The organism is Vreelandella xerophytica (assembly GCF_968048975.1).
In genome coordinates, this window is sequence record NZ_OZ309106.1 from 1477022 (window position 1) to 1495475 (window position 18454).

The following is an 18454-nucleotide window of genomic DNA, read 5'->3' on the forward strand; positions in this document are numbered from 1 at the left end:
ACTTCACCCGAGGCCAGGATGGTTCTCGGGGGCGAAAAGGGGCGTTTCTTTTGAGCAATGAACGTTACTCTCTTTCAGATCACTCCAAAGAAAAGGGCCAAGACCTTCTTGCAAAGCCATGTCATGAAGGCATGAGCCCCGAAGCGCGGCTTGCCTACTGGCTGAGTCAAGACTCCCAACGCATGCAGGCGCTGCACGCGGCGGCCGCGATAGGGTTATCCGACTGGTGCCTGGCCGCGGGCTTTGTGCGTAATCTGGCTTGGGACCGGGTTCACGGCTTCGAAAGTGCCACGCCGCTCAATGATATCGACCTGATCCATTTTGACCCAAGCGATACCCGTCCCGAACGCGACCAGGCGGTCGAGGCACGGCTGCGGCGTCTGTTGGACTTGCCCTGGTCGGTAAAAAACCAGGCACGTATGCATACGCGCAACCTCGACGCCGCTTATTGCAGCGTGGAAGACGCCATGAGCTACTGGGTCGAGGTGGAAACCGCGGTGGGGGTGGCGCTCGACAGGCACGGCAAGCTCGTCCTGAAAGCGCCGTTCGGGGTAGCGGCGCTTTTCGATCTGACGATTACCCTCAACCCTAAACGGCCGAAGCCCCGGGCCTTCGCCGCGCGTATCGCCAGCAAAAGGTGGCGGGAAAGATGGCCTTGCCTGGTGGTGAAACCAGCGCCCGCGCCACCAGGCGAATCCCTCTCCTAACGAACGACACTGTGCTCGCTTTTCACTACGTGGCGCTGGGCGTCTACATACTGCTGGGCGTCCAGGGAAGTGTGCTGTTCAAGGGCGGGAAGCGCATAGGGTAGCTGGTGCTTGAGTACGCTGGTATACAGATAACGGTTGTACACGGCCCACAGGTGGAAGGTCAGAAAGGTGGCCACAAAGCCCACCAGCAGTACCTTGAGCATCGTGGAGCTGTAGAGCTGTTCGATCAGGGCTTCCTCGACGGCGTAAAAGGCGTGCAGCCGTGACAGTACCATCAGCCACAGGGCAAGGGTAGCCAGCGCCATGACGGTATCGCGGGTGCGGTACTGCCAGCACTTCTGGCAGGGGTTGTCGATGATGACGGGCATCAGCTTATTGCTCATTGAAAGGCTCTCCTCGGTCGGGGCTTTGCCAAGTGGCTAGACGTCCTTTTTGCCGCCGCATCGCCTTGGGAAAAGCGATAATCACGGTGGCCATATTGAGAATCCAGTAGGCGAAGGGGTACCAGATACTCCAGTAAACGCATTTGAGGATTTCCCGGTCGTAGCGGCTGTCGATATAGAAACTCACTGAAAACTGGATGAAACTGACAAAGATCAGAATGCTGCTGAAGTAGGAGAGCACGTTGGCGGTGATGGGCCAGCTCATGGGGGAAAGCGCCTGGGCCACGAGCCACGCGAGGGTGAGCAGCAGCACCGAGTAGCACCAGATCACGCTGACGATGTATTCCAGCATCAGTAGCCAGAAACGACGGTTCTTCCAGCGCATGGTCTGGGTGAAATAGCGTAGAAAGACTTCACCTCCGCCTTGGGCCCAGCGAAGCCGCTGCTTGAAAAGCCCGCCCAGGGTTTCCGGCATCAGCACCCAGCACATGGCGCGCGGCTCGTAACGAACATGACCACCTGCAAGCTGTAAGCGCCAGCTCACATCGATATCTTCGGTGATCATGTCGGTGCTCCAGCCGCCGATCTCTTCCAGCGCCTGTCGCCTGAACGCGCAGATCACCCCGGAGATGGTAAATACCATGCCGTAGATGCGCTGGGCGCGCTTGATCAAGCCAATGATTGCCGAGAACTCGCCGGTCTGAATCTTGCCGATGGCAGTGGATCGGGTTCTGACCCGAGGGTTACCCGTTACGCCGCTTACCTTGGCGCTGTTCAGGAAGTGGCTCACCATGAAGCCCACAGCGTCGTAATCGAGTATGGCGTCGCCGTCGATGCCTACGATAATCTCGCCGCTGGCGTGGGTCAGGCCATGGTTCATGGCGCTGGCCTTGCCCTGGTTGCTCTGATCAAGCACCGTCAGTTTAGGGTGGTGCGCGGCCATGGCTTGAAGGCGCGCCAGAGTATCGTCCTTGCTGCCGTCGTTGATGGCCACCACATCCATGTTGGGGTAGTTCTGCTTGAACAGATGATGAAGGGTTTCATTCACGTTCAGGCCTTCGTTATAGCAGGGCAACAGCACCGTGACGCTGGGGGCCGTGCTCTCCCACTGGAACGTGGTGGTACGAGGCTGCTTGCGCTCCCAGTGAAGATAGAAGTAAACACCGCCGCATATCCATACAGTGGCCATGACGCTTGGGTAGCCCAGTGTGAAGACGGCTAGATAGTCGAGTAGGTTCATGGAAGTGCTCTGAAGCGTTGCCCGTAGGAAAAGTGGGGCCTGATCACGTTGATGTTCGGATGGTTGTTATGAAAGTCATCGGGGTAGTAGCCGATATGGAGAATTCCTTCTTCGCGCAGAATACGGATCCACTCGGCGATCTCTTCACTGGGAATGGGTGTCTGGGTACGCCAATCCTGGGTTTGCAGCTCGAACACCAGCTGTTCGGCGCTGACTTCGGAAAGTGAGCGCCTTGCCAGTTCGCGAAGCCAGGCGTTGGGATGCTCGGCCTCTTCCATGTAGGGCATTGCCATGACTGCCACGTAATCGTAGCTTTGAGCAAACCCCCTCAGACTTTGAGAGAACCACTGTTGGCTTTCCGGGTTCATGATGGTGACCGCATAGATATTGCGCGAGCTGGTGAATGTCTTGTTGTCCGCCTGGCGGTAATGGTTGGCCGAGGCGAGGAGCTCCTGGGTGAAATCCGCAAGATACTGCTCCTTGAAATCGGTCCAGCGCGCCGTCAAGTCACCGCCTTGATTCAAGGCCGCCACATCACGCGGCAGACCGGCGTTTTCGTAGGCGTTCAACGCCTCGACGCCGGCATCTTCAAAGTCGGTCAGAAAGGCGTCATCGTGAAACAGCAAGCCATCGAACTTGGTCAGGCGGCCCAGGTCCTGATAGATCTCGTTGATGATGCGACGGTTGTCGGCGACGAAAGGCGAGAGTCTTCTGTAGTGCTCCGGCGACTCGGTGCCGGTTCTTTCATTGATGACGTAGTTGTGCCCATCGCCCAGATCGAACGAGAGCACCGGCATCCAGGCGTAGACTTTCACGCCCGCACGCTTTTTGAGCTGCCAGGCCACACGGTTGAAAAGATCCGCGCGTACCGGCAGGTGGCGATTGGGAAAGTAAAGAGCGTTGGCCACCCCATCGCCTTCCGGGTCGGCAAAGGCCTGCAGATAGACCGTGGTAACGCCGTAGTTGTAGATACGCTGTATGAGCCTGTCGAGATTCTGCTCTTGCTGCACCGGGTCGGGGTCATAGACATAGTCCAGGTCCACATGAACGATGCGAAGCGCCTCGTTCTCCCATACACGGTTGGCGAGAATCTCGTGGAAGGTCTGCAGGCTGGTTTCCTGGTCGATCAGGTAACGGTTGATGTTCGTCAGCGACCTGCTGAGCAGGTTGGGCGAGCTTAAAAGGCTGAAGGTGTAGTGCATGCCGACCTCGGCGGCCATCTCCAGTGTGGCCTCGCTGTGGGCGCCATAAGGCCATACCATCATGCGCGGCTCGCGCCCCAGGTACTGGTCAAACTGCTGGCGGGTGCGCGCCATATCCGCACGGATGCGTTCAACGTAAGCAGTTTCGCTCTCGTAGCCGGTCTGGGGGTCCCAGATGCTGGTGACCGCCGCGCCCTGCTCGTTTCCCATGGGGTTGCCCAGCACGCCGTAGTGCAGGTTGTAGGTGTGAGAGGCGATCTCGACGAGCGGCGATTCATCGAGCTCTCTTACCTGCTCCCAGCTCAGAAAGCGCTCCCGGGGGAGGGTCGTGTTGCCATAGGGCACGCGAGCGCCCGCAGGCACGTCAAGCCAGCTGCCCACCACCGCCTGAACCGCTGGGTAGTCATAGAGCTTCAGCAGTGGAAAGACGATGTCGTAGAAACTGCGATAGCCGTCGTCGAAGGTCAGCAGCACCGCTTTCTCAGGGAGCGTGCCTCGGCCCTCCTTGGCATCGAGAATCTGTTGAAAGCTGACCGGGTGATAGCCCTCGGCCTCGATCAGGTTGAAATGCTCCACCAGGCGGGCACGCGTAATGGTCTGCGAATAAAGCGACATGTTCGGTGTCACCTGGCTGTCCACTATGTCGTGATAACTGATCACCACATAGTCGTCCGGTGCTCTTTGAGCGTGGGTCTGAAGACTCAAGAGCAGTAACACCATGGCTATAATGATCGTGCGCCAGTGCATTATAAAAATCTCCATATAAAGCCAGTGGTGAAGGTGTTGTCGTACTCGGGAATGCCGTCGTAGACCGCGCGTTCGCGGGTGATGCCGTACTCGAGACTGAAGGCCGGGGCTAGCTCGAAGCGGTGGCCGTAACCGATCGACCAGGTATTTTCGCTATCGAACTCCTTTTGCCAGTAGCGCCCGGAGCCAAGCGAAAGTGTCTGAATGAAGGATTGGCGGTAATCCAGCGGGATTTCGTAATTCACCGACACTATCCCGGCAAGACTCGTGTCCCGCTCGGGGTTGAAGTAGCTCGCGGCTACCTCGTCGTTGCGCGAGGCGGCGGCCTGTATTTCGCCGTTCACCTGCCAGCGGTCGAGGTGATAGAGGGTTTCATTCCAGTACCCATACAGCGAGCGACGCAGGTTGCTGTCGTCGAAATCCACCGCCGACAGGCCGAGGGCCCCCGTACCGCGCTCATCACGACGGTAAGCAAGCTCACCCCGGTAGCGGTCGGCCGATACTCCATCGTTGAGTGCTCTGAGCGGGGTTTCCGTGGTGTTGTGCTCGGCGCCGACAGTGGCGAGGATATGGTCGGTCGGCTCATAACGGAGCTCCGCCTGGGCGAGGAAGTCCTCGCCCAACTGGGCGCCGTGGCCAGCCGCCAGAGTGACCGTGGCGGGATGAAGATTCAGTTCATACCCCGCGATGGTGTACCCGGCGCGCAGATCCTGTTCATCGAACTCGCCGTACTGATTGATCTGGCGCAGAAACGGGCGTGAGCCGTTGGCATTGCGCGGCCCGTCCAGGCGTACATCGCTGCGCCACTCCTTCGAAGCCTGGGTGCTCACGCCTTCACCGCTGCTGCGCGCGAAGGTGGCGCTGAGCTGGGGCGCACGCGCTTCACGCCACTCGCGTGCCAGCTCGTCCCGGGAGGCGCTGGGGCGGGCCTGGGCCATTTCGCGGGCAATATCGGTAGTGGTGCCTTCCCACTGACCGCGCTGTAGACGCACTAACAGCTTGCCGTGTTCAGCCTGGTAACGCTGATCCGGAGGAAGCAGGGTCTCGGCGTACTGGTAAGACGCTTCGGCCTGGCGGGGCCAGCCCCGGGCACGTTCGACGTCTGCCCGGGTCAGCCATAGGTAAGGCTCGCCCGGGGCCTGAGCCTGATACCCTGCAAGACGCTCGCTCGCTTTACCCATCTGCCCGCGCCAGGCGGTCAGCAAAACATCGAGCATCAATATCTTCTGATGGTTGGTATTGGTGATCTGTAGGGTACGGGTGAAGTCCCAGCGGTACTCGGGTTCCTTGGCAAGCCAGCTTTGCAAGAGCCGGTCGGCCTCATTGAAGCGCTGGGCATCGGTATAACTGTAGAAAAGCCCTTCGTTGAGCGGGTCCTCCGGGTTGATGGCCATGCTTGGGGTACGCTGAACGAGCTGTCGGTAAAGGGCTACGGCGTCATCGGGTCGGCCCAGCCCGTTCAAGGCCAGCGCCCGGGCGCGCAGCACGTAGTCGGGTAGGGTGCCGTGCTGAATCTGCAGCCGCGCCGAGAGCGCTTCGGCTTCACTGAAGCGGCGCAGCTCGGCCAGGGCCACCACCTTGTCGTATTCGGCGAGGGTCTCGAGCTCCTGAGGGGTATCGCTGTCGCGCAGCACCGTATCGAGCTGTTCAAGGCCACTGGTGGTACGCTGAGGCTGGTCGGTATGAATGCCCAGACGAATGTCTGTCACCGCCTCGTAATAGGCGAGCCAGAGCCTGTCACTGGAAGTAAACGTATCCGGGTGCTGCCTCATGAGGTCCCGGGCGGCGCTGGTTGCGCCAAGGCCTACTGCCAGCCGGTAGACTGCCTGAAGCTCGCGGCTGTTGGTGTCATCGCGCTCCACCAGCGCCTGGCGTGCGGCAAGTTCCTGCACCGCGTTCTGTGTGCGCGAAGCGAGATACCCGCGCGCCTCGAGCCCCTGAGTGGTAGTGCCCGCTACCTGCTCATGGTTATCCAGGGCGATCTCGGCAAGCGTATAGCTTTGCATGTCGGTATACACCAGCGCCTGGCCAAGATACCCCTGAGCGTTTCGTGGGTCACGACGAACCAGGGTCTGGAAATACGTCAGCGCCTCGTCCAGCGCCTGCACACTGCGCGCGGCGCCGCCCAGGGTTGCCAGATCGTGAGAAAGGTAGTCACCCGGCTGACAATCGATACAGACGTCAAGCGCCTCCTGGTAGCGCTCGGCGCGAACCAGCAGGGCGATCAGATCCGATCGAACCCACTCATCATTAGTTTGGGTATACAGGTGCTGGAGGCCGTCGATGGACGAGGCAAGACCGCCATCGCGCGCTTCGCGCACCAAGGTTTCGCGTGCAGCGTCTGTGGTACTTTGGCCATAAGCGGCCCCCGCCGTTAAACTTGCGAGCAGGCCAAGGGGCCAGAAACGGCGAAGGCTATACATGATGTAATTCCTGCACAGAAAGGAAAGAGTGACACTAATGTAATAAAGTGTAACTTTAAGTGTACAGGAGTATCTATAGGGTAAAAATAGGCTAAATCGTGAATGATGTAAGGAGCAATTCAACCCGTAGGAAGTATTTTGTCAGTCTTTTGAGTGATGCAAAAAGTATTAATTTCTTAATTTTTCGCCTCCGGTCACGCTAGCTGCTCGTTGTCAGCGCTTCGATCATTTTTTTTGCCGCGTTGGAAAGCGTGCGTTTGTTATGCACCAGATAACCTAGCGGACGCTCGATGTTTGGTGTGTCAACCTCGAGCTCGGTGAGTTCGTCATCCATCATCTTTTCGGGTAGCACGCTCCAGCCAAGCCCGACACTGCACATCATTTTCAGCGTCTCCAGATAGTTCGTCGCCATGCTGACGTTCAAGGAAAGTCCGGCGCTGGCGAAGCGCTGCTGAATCAGGGCGCGGGTGAAGGTCTTGAGCCCCGGCATCACACAGGTGAAGTTGCAAAGCGTGTCCAGCGTCAGTGGTTGCGGGTAGTGGCGCAGCGGATGGTCCGGCGCGCATGCAAAGCAGAGTCGGTCACGCCAGAGTTCCACCGCCTTGAGATGCTCAAGCGGCGTTGGTGCCAGCGTGACCACCGCGATTTCCAGAGTGCCGTTGAGTACCCCCTGGTAGGCAAGTTCCGAGTCCTGAAAATGTAGATCCAGCGCAACATCGGGGTGCTGCTGGGTGTAGCGCTTCAGGATAGGCGGTAATCGATGAAGGCCTATATGGTGGCTGGTCGCCAGAGTCAGCCTGCCGCCGACCTGACCTGAAAGGTTGTTGAGCGCGCGGCGGCTGTCTTCTACCGCGTGAAGAATGCGCTGCGCCTGAGGCTCGAGCAGGTGACCCGCTTCAGTCAACGCGATGCGCCGCCCGATGCGGTCAAAAAGCCGCGTGCCTACCTGGGTTTCCAGGGCGGCGATGCGCTTGCTTACCGCAGGTTGGGTCAGGTAAAGCTGCTCGGCGGCGCGAGAGAAGCTTTGCGTCTCGGCAACGGCCAGAAACGCCTGCAGGTTCTGTGTATCCATGACTGCTCCTCTCGATACGCCAGCGTTCACTTGAAAGCTGCTATTCCCTTATGGAATCCAATCCATAAATAACATGAATTGCTTTTATGCGCGAGGCGCGCAACACTGGCTTCACTAAAACCGCCCCAAGAGGCGGGCAAGGCGAAAACGCCGGACCGAACCAGCAGGGCACCGCCCGGGAGAGCACAATGTCAGGTCACACCGAGACGTCAGGCCAAACCCTTTACGATAAACTCTGGAATCAACACCTGGTGAAGCAGCGCGATGACGGCACGGCGCTCATCTATATTGACCGCCAGCTCCTTCACGAGGTGACCTCGCCTCAGGCGTTTGAAGGCCTGCGCCTGGCCAAGCGTAAGCCCTGGCGCCTCGACGCCAATTTGGCCACACCCGATCACAACGTGCCTACTACGCAGAAGGAGCGCGCCGCGGGCAATAGCGGTATTGAAGACCCGGTCTCGCTGATCCAGGTACAAACCCTGGACGACAACTGCGGCGAGTACGGCATCGAAGAGTTCAAGATCAATGATCCGCGCCAGGGCATCGTCCACGTAGTGGGTCCGGAGCAGGGCGCCACGCTTCCGGGTATGACCGTGGTATGCGGCGACTCCCACACCGCCACCCACGGCGCTTTCGCAGCCCTTGCCCACGGTATCGGCACCTCGGAAGTCGAGCACGTGCTGGCCACCCAGTGTCTGCTGGCGCAAAAAATGAAGAACATGCAGGTGCGCGTCGAAGGCGAGTTGGGCCTTGGGGTGACCGCCAAGGACGTAGTGCTGGCGATCATCGGCGAGATCGGTACCGCCGGCGGCACCGGCTACGCCATCGAGTTCGCCGGCAGTGCCATTGGTTCGCTCTCCATGGAAGGGCGCATGACGGTCTGCAATATGGCCATCGAAGCCGGCGCCCGGGTCGGGCTCATTGGCGTTGACGACACCACCATCGACTATCTCGGCAAGCGCCCCTTCGCCCCTACGCAAGAGCAGTGGGAAGCCGCCGTGGCCGACTGGCGCGAGCTGGTCTCCGACGCGGACGCCGAATTCGACAAGGTCGTCACCCTTCAGGCGGAAGAGATCGAACCCCAGGTGAGCTGGGGCACCAGCCCCGAGATGGTCACCGGTATTACCGGCCAGGTGCCGGACCCGATGGCCGCCGTGGATGACACGGTACAGCGCAGCCATACCCGGGCGCTGGAGTACATGGGCCTGCAGGCGAACCAGAAGATCACCGATATCAAACTCGACAAGGTGTTCATCGGCTCCTGCACCAACTCACGCATCGAAGACCTGCGTGAAGCCGCCAAGGTCGCCAAGGGCAAGAAGGTGGCAGATTCGATCAAGCTGGCCATGGTGGTGCCGGGCTCGGGGCTTGTAAAGCGCCAGGCCGAAGCGGAAGGCCTCGACAAGATATTTACCGAGGCGGGTTTCGAGTGGCGCGAGCCGGGCTGCTCGATGTGTCTGGCGATGAACGCCGACAAGCTCGGCGCCGGCGAGCACTGCGCCTCGACCTCCAACCGTAACTTCGAAGGCCGCCAGGGCTACGGCGGGCGCACCCACCTGGTAAGCCCGGCCATGGCCGCCGCCGCCGCGATTGCCGGACATTTTGTGGATGTCCGTACATTGCCCGCCAACGATGAAAGCCACGCCCAGGAGGCCTGATCCATGAAAAAGTTCGAACGTCTCGAAGGCCTGGTAGCGCCGCTGGATCGCGCCAACGTCGATACCGACCTGATCATCCCGAAGCAGTTCTTGAAATCCATCAAGCGTACCGGCTTTGGCGTGAACCTGTTCGATGAGCTTCGCTACCTGGATGAAGGCCAGCCGGGCCAGGACTGCTCCGAGCGCCCGCTCAACGAAGGGTTCGTTTTGAACCAGCCCCGCTACCAGGGCGCCCAGGTGCTGCTGGCGCGGCGTAACTTCGGCTGCGGCAGCTCCCGGGAGCACGCCCCCTGGGCGCTCGAGGACTTCGGTTTTCGGGTGGTGATTGCGCCTAGCTTTGCCGATATCTTCTACAACAACGCCTTCAAGAACGGCATCTTGCTGATCACGTTGCCGGAAGAGCAGGTAGAGCAGTTATTCCAGGAGGTCGACGCGATTGAGGGCTACCGCCTGGATATCGACCTGGAAGGCCAGCGCGTGACCACCCCTAGCGGCGACAGCTTCGCCTTCGAGGTCGATGCGTTTCGCAAGCACTGCCTGCTCGAAGGCCTGGACGATATCGGCATCACCCTGAAAGACGAGGACGCCATTCGCGCCTTCGAGCAAAAGCACAAGGCCGCTCGCCCCTGGCTTTTCCGCCAGTCCGCTTGAGATTTACCGCTTCGTTTGTTGAGGAAACCGCATGACCCAGAAAGTTCTACTGCTGCCCGGCGACGGTATCGGCCCGGAAATTGCCGCCCAGGCGGCACGCCTGCTAAAAGCCTGTCAGGAGGCGGGGCTCGATATCGACGTCGAAGAGGCGCTGGTCGGTGGCTCGGCTTATGACGTTCACGGCGAGCCGCTGCCGGCCGAAACGCTCGAGAAAGCCAAGGCCGCCAGCGCCATTTTGCTCGGCGCGGTCGGCGGGCCGAAGTGGGACAAGATCGAGGATCTCTCAAAGCGTCCGGAAAAGGGGCTTTTGGGATTGCGCAAGCATCTGGGGCTTTTCGGCAACCTGCGCCCGGCGCTTTTGTACCCGCAGCTGGCCAGCGCCTCGAGCTTGAAGCCTGAACTGGTCGCCGGGCTCGATATCATGATCGTGCGCGAGCTCACCGGCGGCATTTATTTTGGCGAGCCGCGGGGTATCGAAGAGCGCGACGGCGAACGCGTGGGCTTCAATACCTACGTCTACTCGGAAAGCGAGATCGAGCGTATCGGCCGCGTGGCGTTCGAGATGGCCCAAAAACGGGGCAAGAAACTCTGTTCGGTAGATAAAGCCAACGTGCTGGAAGTCACCATCCTGTGGCGCGAGGTGATGGAGCGGCTGGCGCCGGAGTATCCGGATGTCGAGCTCTCGCACATGTACGTGGATAACGCGGCCATGCAGCTGGTGCGTGCGCCCAAGCAGTTCGACGTGGTCGTGACCGGCAACATGTTCGGCGACATCCTTTCCGATGCCGCGGCCATGTTGACCGGCTCCATCGGCATGTTGCCCTCGGCGTCGCTCAACGAATCCGGTCAGGGCATGTACGAGCCCTGCCACGGCAGCGCCCCGGACATCGCCGGACAAAACATCGCCAACCCCTTGGCGATGATGCTGTCGGTGGCCATGATGCTGCGGTACTCGCTCAACGAGCCCCGCCTTGCCGCGCGCATCGAAGCCGCCGTGGGCGACGTGCTCGATCAGGGCCTGCGTACCGCGGACATCGCCCAGAGGGGGGAAACACAAGCCTCGACCGTTGAAATGGGCGATGCCGTGCTCGAAGCCTTTGCTCGGCGCGGCTGATATGCCCGCGCCATGACTCGCGATAAAAAGGCTGATTGGCCGCTGTACGCAGCGGCCGATGTCTTTTGTTATAGTGAATGTTTTGAAGGTTCTACTCTATTGGAGGACGTTACATGTTGAAGGTCGGATTTGTAGGATGGCGGGGCATGGTCGGGTCAGTGCTCATGAACCGTATGCAGGAAGATGGTGATTTCAACGGTATCGAGTCCGTGTTCTTCACCACTTCCCAGGTCGGCCAGCCAGGACCCGATATCGGCGTGGACGTACCGGCGCTCAAGGATGCTTTCGACCAGGAGGCGCTCAAGGCGCTGGATGTGATCATTACCTGTCAGGGCGGTGATTACACCAAGAAGGTCTACAAGGAGCTGCGCAAGAGTGGCTGGAATGGCTACTGGATCGACGCGGCCAGCACCCTGCGCATGGAAGACGAGACCACCATCGTCCTCGACCCGGTCAACCGCCGCGTGATCGACGAGCAGCTCGCCAAGGGCACGAAAACCTTCTGCGGCGGCAACTGCACCGTGAGCCTGATGCTCATGGGTCTGGGCGGTCTGTTCGAGGCCAACATGATCGAGTGGATGACCTCGATGACCTACCAGGCGGCCTCGGGGTCCGGTGCCAAGCACATGCGCGAGCTCTTGAACCAGATGGGCGATCTTCGCGACAGCGTAGCCACGGATCTTTCCGACCCGGCCAGCGCCATTCTGGAGATCGATCGGCAGGTAACGGCCAAGATGCGCGGCGGCGACTTCCCGATTGATAATTTCGCCGCCCCCCTGGCCGGAAGCCTCATCCCCTGGATCGACAGCAAGCTCGATAGCGGCCAGAGCCGCGAAGAGTGGAAGGGCTTCGTCGAGACCAACAAGATTCTGGGACTGGGCGATAACCCGATCCCCATCGATGGTCTTTGCGTGCGTATCGGTGCGATGCGCTCGCACAGCCAGGCGTTCACCATCAAGCTCAAGCAGGACGTGCCGCTTGACGAGATCGAGGATCGCATCGCCCAGCACAACGAGTGGGTCAAGCTGATTCCCAACGACAAGGAGGCCACCATTGCCGGGCTGACCCCGACGGCGGTCACCGGCACGCTGGATGTGCCGGTAGGGCGGCTCAGAAAGCTCAACATGGGCGGCGAGTATCTTTCGGCCTTCAGCGTGGGCGATCAGCTTCTCTGGGGTGCAGCGGAGCCGCTCAAGCGTATGCTCAAGATCCTGCGCGAGCACTGATCAACGCATTGTCGCGTTAGCGGTTGAAAAAGGGGAGCCCTGCGGGCTTCCCTTTTTATTTGCCCCGATGAAGAAGCGTTAGACTGATTTGAATGACCAGCCCAGTGAGTAGTCTCAATAGCCAGTCTCAACGACCTGTCTCAATAGATTGCATTAAGGGTATTGTGGTAAAAAGGCATGACAAGTAGAGCCGGCGACAAGGCTCATGGGGAATGAAAGGCAAGGGGCCTTGATGAATAAAACGGTTGCCAGAAATGCCTGGCTCGCATTGACCATGTTCAGTCCGGCCGCGCTCGCTCTGGGGCTTGGCCAGCCAACGGTGTTCTCACCACTTCAGGCTCCGCTTGACGCGACGGTCACGCTACTGGATACCGACGGCTACCGGGTGGAGGACATCGGTGCGACCATCGCCGAGCCTTCCGCCTTCAACGCCTTGGGGCTTGAGTGGTCACCGCTTCTGGCCGATGTACAGGTGAGCCCGGTTCGCCAGAACGGTCGCACCTATCTACGGCTAAGCAGTCAGCAAGCGGTCAATACGCCCTGGCTTGATGTGCTCGTTACCCTGACCACGCCTACCGGGCGCCAGACTCAGTCAGTAACCCTGTTGTTCGACCCGGTGGATTACCTGCCCAGTGAGCCGAGCGCTATGCCCGCCATGGCCGCTCAGTCCAGCGTTCCCCGCGTGGGCGCAATTGCGCCACCCCCGCCCGAGGCTGTCTTGTCGGCGTTGCCAGGCGCTTCTTCAGAAACGACGAACACCACTGTACGACCCGGCGATACGCTCTGGGATATTGCACTGCGCACCCGGCCTCCCGGCGTCGATGTTCAGCAGATGATTGCCGCACTGGTGGAGGCGAACCCGGAGGCCTTTGCCGGCCGCAGTATCGACCGTTTGAACGTTGGTCAGCGCCTTCGACTGCCCTCCCGCCAGGAGGCTCTGAACCTGAGCCCCGGGCAGGCCGCTCAAACCGTCAGGGCGCGCAGCGCTCAGACATCCGATCTGCCTTCGCCGAATGAGCGTTCGACTGCGCAGCGTCAGGACCTAGCGCAGCGTCAGGAGGTAGCGCAAAACCAGGCTGCGCGCGGTGAGTCGAACCCGCAAGCGGCTGAAGTGGAAGGCTCTGTTCTGAATGTGCTCCCGTCAGAGGCGGTGCTTGACCCGGCGAGCCTCGATGCCGCCCTTGCGGTCAGTGATGCCAACGGGATGCGTGAGCTTGATTCTGATAACGAGGTCATCCCCGCTGATACGCTGGCCCAGATAGTGACGCAGTGGTCGCCTATGCCCACCGCACTCGCCGCGCCCAATGAAAGCGAGTTCCAGCTGATGCTGGAGGAGCAGGCGCGTCAAGCCGAGGAGATCGACGCGTTAAGACGGGAGGTGGCCGAGCTGCGTCAGGCACTTGGCGATGTACAGACGTTTGCCCTGTCGCAAAACGACGCTCTACCCATCGCCGCGCAAACCAGTGACGGGTCGTCAAGCCTTGCAGATATCGTGCGCGAGTACTGGGCATGGCTTGCCGGGTTGGGGCTTGCGCTGCTGTTGGCCGCCATGATGATTACCCGCCGGCGGCGTGAGCGTCGGTGGGAGCCGGCTCCACTGGCGAGCACGTCACAGCCGCCCTTGAGCCGGGCTGTACAAAGCGCCCCGATGGTGGCCAGCCGCAAGCCCGAACCCGAACCCGAACCCGAACCCGAGCAAACCCCTGCGCAGGACAGTAAGCCCGATGAAACCAGCGCCCTGGACACATCGGTGGAGGTCAGCGCCGTGAACGAAACGCCCGCGCAGGATGAGACGCAGGCGTTTTCGTTAGCGGCCCGGGTTCAGGCCCACGAGCCGACGCTGAAGGAGGAGGGGGTGTCTGATGAGCGGGCCCTCGAAGACCCGAGCCTGGTCGAGCGTGAGCCCGTTTCCAGCAAGGCTTCCTGGTGGGGGGAGGAAGCTGATGACGTTGCCGAGCCCGGCCAGGCTGCGAGGGAGCCCGTATCCCCCCTGTTTCTGGATGAGCAGGAGCCCCCCCTGTCGGCGAAACCTTCACGCCCCGCCTCGAGCCATACGATCGACTATCAGCCGGAGCATTTCTCAACGCCGGCTGATCCGGCGGCGCATTCGTCCTCATCGAAGGCTGCCTCGATGGATGAACAGACCCCTTTTGAACCTGAGTGGGAAATCGAGGAGGTAGCATTTAAGCCGCGACGTCGGGATAATGGCTAACCCTTTTCCAACACGACGTGGCTAATGACGCTTTATTACCACTTTGATGAAACCACGCCGCTGAGTGGGCGGCTTGCGATGGGTGTCGAGTACGACGGCACACGCTTTTGCGGCTTTCAGCGCTTGAAGCATGCTGCCTCCGTCCAGGGCGCTGTCGAGGATGCGCTGGCCAAGGTGGCCGGCGCGCCGGTGCAGATTCACGCAAGCGGGCGCACCGACTCCGGTGTGCACGCCACCCGTCAGGTCGTTCACTTCGACCCGCCCGCCGAGCGCAGCGAAAAAGCCTGGATTTTCGGCGCCAACAGCAACCTGCCCCGAGATGTCGCCATTCGCTGGATCAAGCCGGTATCCAGTGACTTCCATTCCCGGCTGGGTGCGCTCGCGCGGCGTTACCGTTATGTGTTCCTGAACCAGTTGAGCCGCCCGGTACTGGAGCGTCACAACGTCACCTGGTGTCGCGACCCGCTGGACGCCTCCGCCATGCACCGCGACGCTCAGGCGCTGGTGGGCGAGCACGATTTCTCGAGCTTTCGTGCGGCGGGGTGCCAGTCCAGAACGCCCTGGCGACAAATGCATTTTTGTGAAGTGAACCGTTATGGTCCGCTGGTGGTGATCGATATTCAGGGCAATGCCTTCTTGCACCACATGATTCGCAATATTGCCGGTGCCTTGGCAAGTGTGGGTCGTGGCGCTCGGGAGGAAGGCTATATTCAGGCGCTTCTCGACAAGAAAAGTCGCCGAGATGGCGATGTGACGGCTCCGGCCTGTGGGCTTCATTTCGTCGACTCCATCTATGACGAGCGTTTTAATCTGCCCCAGGAGCCGTTGGGGCCGAACCTGCTGGCCTTTACCGGCGAATGGACCGGTGATCGAGCGCTGCCGGACAACCCCCGTATCGCCGCCCGTCGAAAGCTGAGCTTCGCCAACAGTCCAAAGGCGCCGGTCAGCGACCTCTCAACGAATTAAATTCCGCGCGGTCCAACCGTTAGCGCCGTCGAAACCGTTTGCAGCCGAGGTGCACCATGCGCACGCGAATCAAGTTTTGTGGTCTCACTCGAATCGAGGACATCGAACAGGCCGTCGCGCTCGGCGTCGATGCGCTGGGCTTTGTGATGTGGCCCGACAGCAAGCGCGCGATGACACCTGATCAACTCGCGGCGTTGAGCCAGGCCGTGCCAGCCTTTGTGACCCGGGTAGGGCTTTTCGTCAACCAGAGCCCGGATTTCATCGAACGCTGCCTGCCGCATCTGGATCTCCTACAGTTTCATGGCGATGAGTCGCCGGCGTTCTGCGAACAGTTTGCCACTCCCTGGATCAAGGCGCTTCGCATGCGTGAAGGAATGGATCTGCATCGGGCGGCGACAGACTACCAGGGCGCCCAGGCGCTCTTGCTGGATGCTTACCGCCCGGGGGTTCCAGGGGGAACCGGCGAAACGTTCGATTGGTCGAGAATCCCCTCAGTGCTTGCAAAACCTGTTATTCTCGCGGGTGGATTGACGGCGTGCAATGCAGGCGAGGCGGTGGCTTGCGTCGTGCCCTATGCACTGGATGTATCCGGCGGTATCGAGGCCTCGCCCGGCGTCAAGAATCAAGACGCGATGCGCGCCTTCGTTAGCCAGGTAGCGCTGGCCGATGCCAGGGCATCCTGCTAAGACGAAGCCCATTCGTTCATATGTAAATTCATTCATCGTTTGCCTGTTCTGGCGATCTTGTGAGGTGCCTTTGTGACTGTCTCAGCAACTGGTGATACTGAAACCGTAAAGAGCAGGTTCAGCGACCTGACCAACATGCCGGATGCGCGCGGTCATTACGGCCCCTACGGCGGTCGGTTCGTGTCGGAAACCCTGAGCTTTGCGTTGGACGATCTGGAGAAGACCTACGCAAGCCTGCGTGAGGATCCCGACTTTCAGGCGGAATTCGATCATGACCTGGCCCACTACGTCGGTCGCCCATCGCCGCTTTATCATGCCAAACGCTGGTCCGAGTCGTTGGGAGGCGCGCAGATCTGGTTGAAGCGTGAAGACCTCAATCATACCGGGGCTCACAAGGTCAACAACACGATCGGTCAGGCGCTGCTGGCGAAAAAGAGCGGAAAGCCCCGGGTTATCGCTGAAACCGGGGCCGGCCAACACGGCGTGGCCACGGCCACGGTTGCTGCTCGCCTGGGGCTTGAATGCGATATTTACATGGGGGCGCATGACGTGGAGCGCCAGAAGCTCAACGTTTACCGGATGCATCTACTCGGCGCCCGGGTGATTCCCGTCGAGTCCGGCACGCGCACCCTGAAAGACGCCATGAACGAGGCGCTCAGGGACTGGGTCACCAACGTCGATGACACCTTCTATATTATCGGCACCGTGGCAGGCCCCCATCCATATCCGCAACTGGTGCGCGACTTCAATGCCGTGGCCGGGCGTGAGGCACGCCAGCAGTCGCTCGAGCAGATCGGTCGGTTGCCTGATGCCCTGGTGGCCTGTGTCGGCGGCGGCTCCAACGCCATCGGCCTTTTCTACCCCTTCATCGAGGATGAAGGCGTTGCCATGTATGGCGTCGAGGCCGGAGGTGACGGTGTCGAAACCGGTCGTCACGCAGCGCCGCTGTCCTCCAACGCGCCGCGCGGGGTGCTTCACGGCAACCGCACCTACCTGATGTCCGATGAAGCAGGGCAGGTGTCAAATACCCATTCGATTTCTGCCGGGCTCGACTATCCCGGCGTAGGGCCGGAGCACTCGCTCTGGAAAGACGTGGGGCGCGTCAGCTACGTTGCCGCCAACGACAAGGAAGTGCTGGAAGCATTTCGCGAGCTTACCCATATGGAGGGCATCATGCCGGCGCTCGAGTCTGCTCACGCGCTGGCTCATGCCAAGGTGCTGGCGCCGACCATGCGACCCGATCAGCATATCGTGGTCAACCTCTCGGGCCGGGGCGATAAAGACATCATGACCGTGGCAAACATCGATGGTCTCGAGTTTTAACCGCCTTCAATCAAGAACTCCAAGCTTAAGGGTAAGCATGAACCGTATCGATCAGCGCTTCAACGAACTTAAAAAGCAGGGCCGCAAGGCCCTGATTCCCTATATCACCGCCGGCGACCCCGGCCCCGAGCATACGGTGGGTTTCATGCACGCCCTGGTGGATGCCGGTGCCGATATCATCGAGCTGGGCGTGCCGTTTTCCGATCCCATGGCCGATGGCCCGGTCATCCAGAAAGCCTGCGAGCGTGCGCTTTCAAAAGGTACCCGCCTGGTGGATCTTCTCGACATGGTGGCCGAATTCCGCCAAAGCGATACCACAACCCCCGTAGTCTTGATGGGCTACTTGAACCCCATCGAGCGTATCGGCTACGCGCACTTCGCCGATAAGGCGGCAAGCGTAGGCGTGGACGGCGTACTGGTGGTGGATATGCCCCCTGAAGAGGCCGACGAGTTCGGTCCGCTGTTAAAAGAGCGTGATTTGGCAGCAATTTTCCTGGTTGCGCCTACCACTTCCAACGCTCGAGCCGCTACAATATGCGCCCATGGTGAAGGGTATCTTTACTACGTGTCGCTCAAAGGTGTCACCGGGGCCGCCACCCTCAACGCGCAGGACGTGGCCGAGCATCTTGCTCCCTTACGCGAGATGACGGATCTGCCGCTCTGCGTGGGTTTTGGCATTCGCGATGGCGTGACCGCCGCCGAGGTGTCCAAGGTGGCCGACGGGGTGATCGTGGGCAGTGCGCTGGTCAATCGTATCGCGGACAACGCCGACACCCCGGAAGTGATCGCTGGCGAGCTTAGAAGCGTGCTGGCAGAGATGCGCACCGCGATGGACGCTTGA

At 60.4% G+C, this 18454-nt stretch carries 15 protein-coding genes; 10 read left to right on the forward strand and 5 right to left on the reverse strand.

Translation table 11 applies throughout. The features are described from left to right. Window positions 1–131 precede the first annotated feature (131 nt). The gene (locus tag ACWF8S_RS07035) at window positions 132–707 is read left to right on the forward strand and encodes a nucleotidyltransferase family protein (protein WP_447556138.1); all 576 of its coding nucleotides are present in this window, start codon (window positions 132–134) and stop codon (window positions 705–707) included. Here ACWF8S_RS07035 and ACWF8S_RS07040 read toward each other — a convergent pair. The 5 genes from ACWF8S_RS07040 to ACWF8S_RS07060 all read right to left on the reverse strand — a co-directional run bounded on the left by ACWF8S_RS07040 (window position 704) and on the right by ACWF8S_RS07060 (window position 7777). After that, window positions 704–1093: a hypothetical protein gene (locus ACWF8S_RS07040; protein WP_447556139.1), complete on the reverse strand. Its 390-nt coding sequence runs from the start codon at window positions 1091–1093 to the stop codon at window positions 704–706. The genes ACWF8S_RS07035 and ACWF8S_RS07040 overlap by 4 nt on opposite strands. After that, window positions 1083–2333 carry a poly-beta-1,6-N-acetyl-D-glucosamine synthase gene (gene pgaC / locus ACWF8S_RS07045; protein ID WP_447556140.1) on the reverse strand — a complete coding sequence of 417 codons (1251 nt, stop codon included), beginning with the start codon at window positions 2331–2333 and terminating at the stop codon, window positions 1083–1085. The genes ACWF8S_RS07040 and pgaC overlap by 11 nt, the downstream gene beginning before the upstream one ends. Beyond that, window positions 2330–4282 (reverse strand): poly-beta-1,6-N-acetyl-D-glucosamine N-deacetylase PgaB, encoded by a 1953-nt coding sequence (gene pgaB / locus ACWF8S_RS07050; RefSeq protein ID WP_447556141.1) that lies wholly within the window; start codon window positions 4280–4282, stop codon window positions 2330–2332. The genes pgaC and pgaB overlap by 4 nt, the downstream gene beginning before the upstream one ends. Further along, a complete protein-coding gene (pgaA, locus tag ACWF8S_RS07055; protein ID WP_447556142.1) occupies window positions 4282–6705 on the reverse strand; it encodes a poly-beta-1,6 N-acetyl-D-glucosamine export porin PgaA in 2424 nt (807 codons plus the stop codon). Before pgaA ends, pgaB begins: the two co-directional genes overlap by 1 nt. Window positions 6706–6904: 199 nt before the next feature. Further along, a complete protein-coding gene (locus tag ACWF8S_RS07060) occupies window positions 6905–7777 on the reverse strand; it encodes a LysR family transcriptional regulator (protein ID WP_447556143.1) in 873 nt (290 codons plus the stop codon). 188 nt (window positions 7778–7965) lie between these two features. On the opposite strand from ACWF8S_RS07060, the gene leuC reads away from it, so the two are divergent. From leuC to trpA, 9 genes are all read left to right on the forward strand, one after another. After that, window positions 7966–9435 (forward strand): 3-isopropylmalate dehydratase large subunit, encoded by a 1470-nt coding sequence (gene leuC / locus ACWF8S_RS07065; protein WP_447556144.1) that lies wholly within the window; start codon window positions 7966–7968, stop codon window positions 9433–9435. 3 nt (window positions 9436–9438) lie between these two features. Further along, window positions 9439–10086: a 3-isopropylmalate dehydratase small subunit gene (gene leuD / locus ACWF8S_RS07070; protein WP_447556145.1), complete on the forward strand. Its 648-nt coding sequence runs from the start codon at window positions 9439–9441 to the stop codon at window positions 10084–10086. Window positions 10087–10117: 31 nt separating this feature from the next. After that, window positions 10118–11200: a 3-isopropylmalate dehydrogenase gene (gene leuB, locus ACWF8S_RS07075; protein ID WP_447556146.1), complete on the forward strand. Its 1083-nt coding sequence runs from the start codon at window positions 10118–10120 to the stop codon at window positions 11198–11200. A gap of 113 nt (window positions 11201–11313) precedes the next feature. Continuing rightward, window positions 11314–12426, forward strand: coding sequence for an aspartate-semialdehyde dehydrogenase (gene asd / locus ACWF8S_RS07080; RefSeq protein ID WP_447556147.1), 1113 nt, complete (start codon window positions 11314–11316; stop codon window positions 12424–12426). Window positions 12427–12658: 232 nt separating this feature from the next. Then, window positions 12659–14638, forward strand: a complete 1980-nt coding sequence (locus ACWF8S_RS07085) for a type IV pilus assembly protein FimV (RefSeq protein ID WP_447556148.1) — start codon at window positions 12659–12661, stop codon at window positions 14636–14638. 24 nt (window positions 14639–14662) lie between these two features. Further along, window positions 14663–15604 carry a tRNA pseudouridine(38-40) synthase TruA gene (gene truA, locus ACWF8S_RS07090; protein WP_447556149.1) on the forward strand — a complete coding sequence of 314 codons (942 nt, stop codon included), beginning with the start codon at window positions 14663–14665 and terminating at the stop codon, window positions 15602–15604. Between the two features lie 56 nt (window positions 15605–15660). Continuing rightward, window positions 15661–16290, forward strand: a complete 630-nt coding sequence (locus ACWF8S_RS07095; RefSeq protein ID WP_447556150.1) for a phosphoribosylanthranilate isomerase — start codon at window positions 15661–15663, stop codon at window positions 16288–16290. A 135-nt stretch (window positions 16291–16425) separates the two neighbouring features. Beyond that, entirely contained in the window at window positions 16426–17613 is a 1188-nt protein-coding gene (trpB, locus tag ACWF8S_RS07100) for a tryptophan synthase subunit beta (protein ID WP_447556151.1), read from the forward strand. Between the two features lie 37 nt (window positions 17614–17650). Continuing rightward, window positions 17651–18454, forward strand: a complete 804-nt coding sequence (trpA, locus tag ACWF8S_RS07105) for a tryptophan synthase subunit alpha (RefSeq protein ID WP_447556152.1) — start codon at window positions 17651–17653, stop codon at window positions 18452–18454.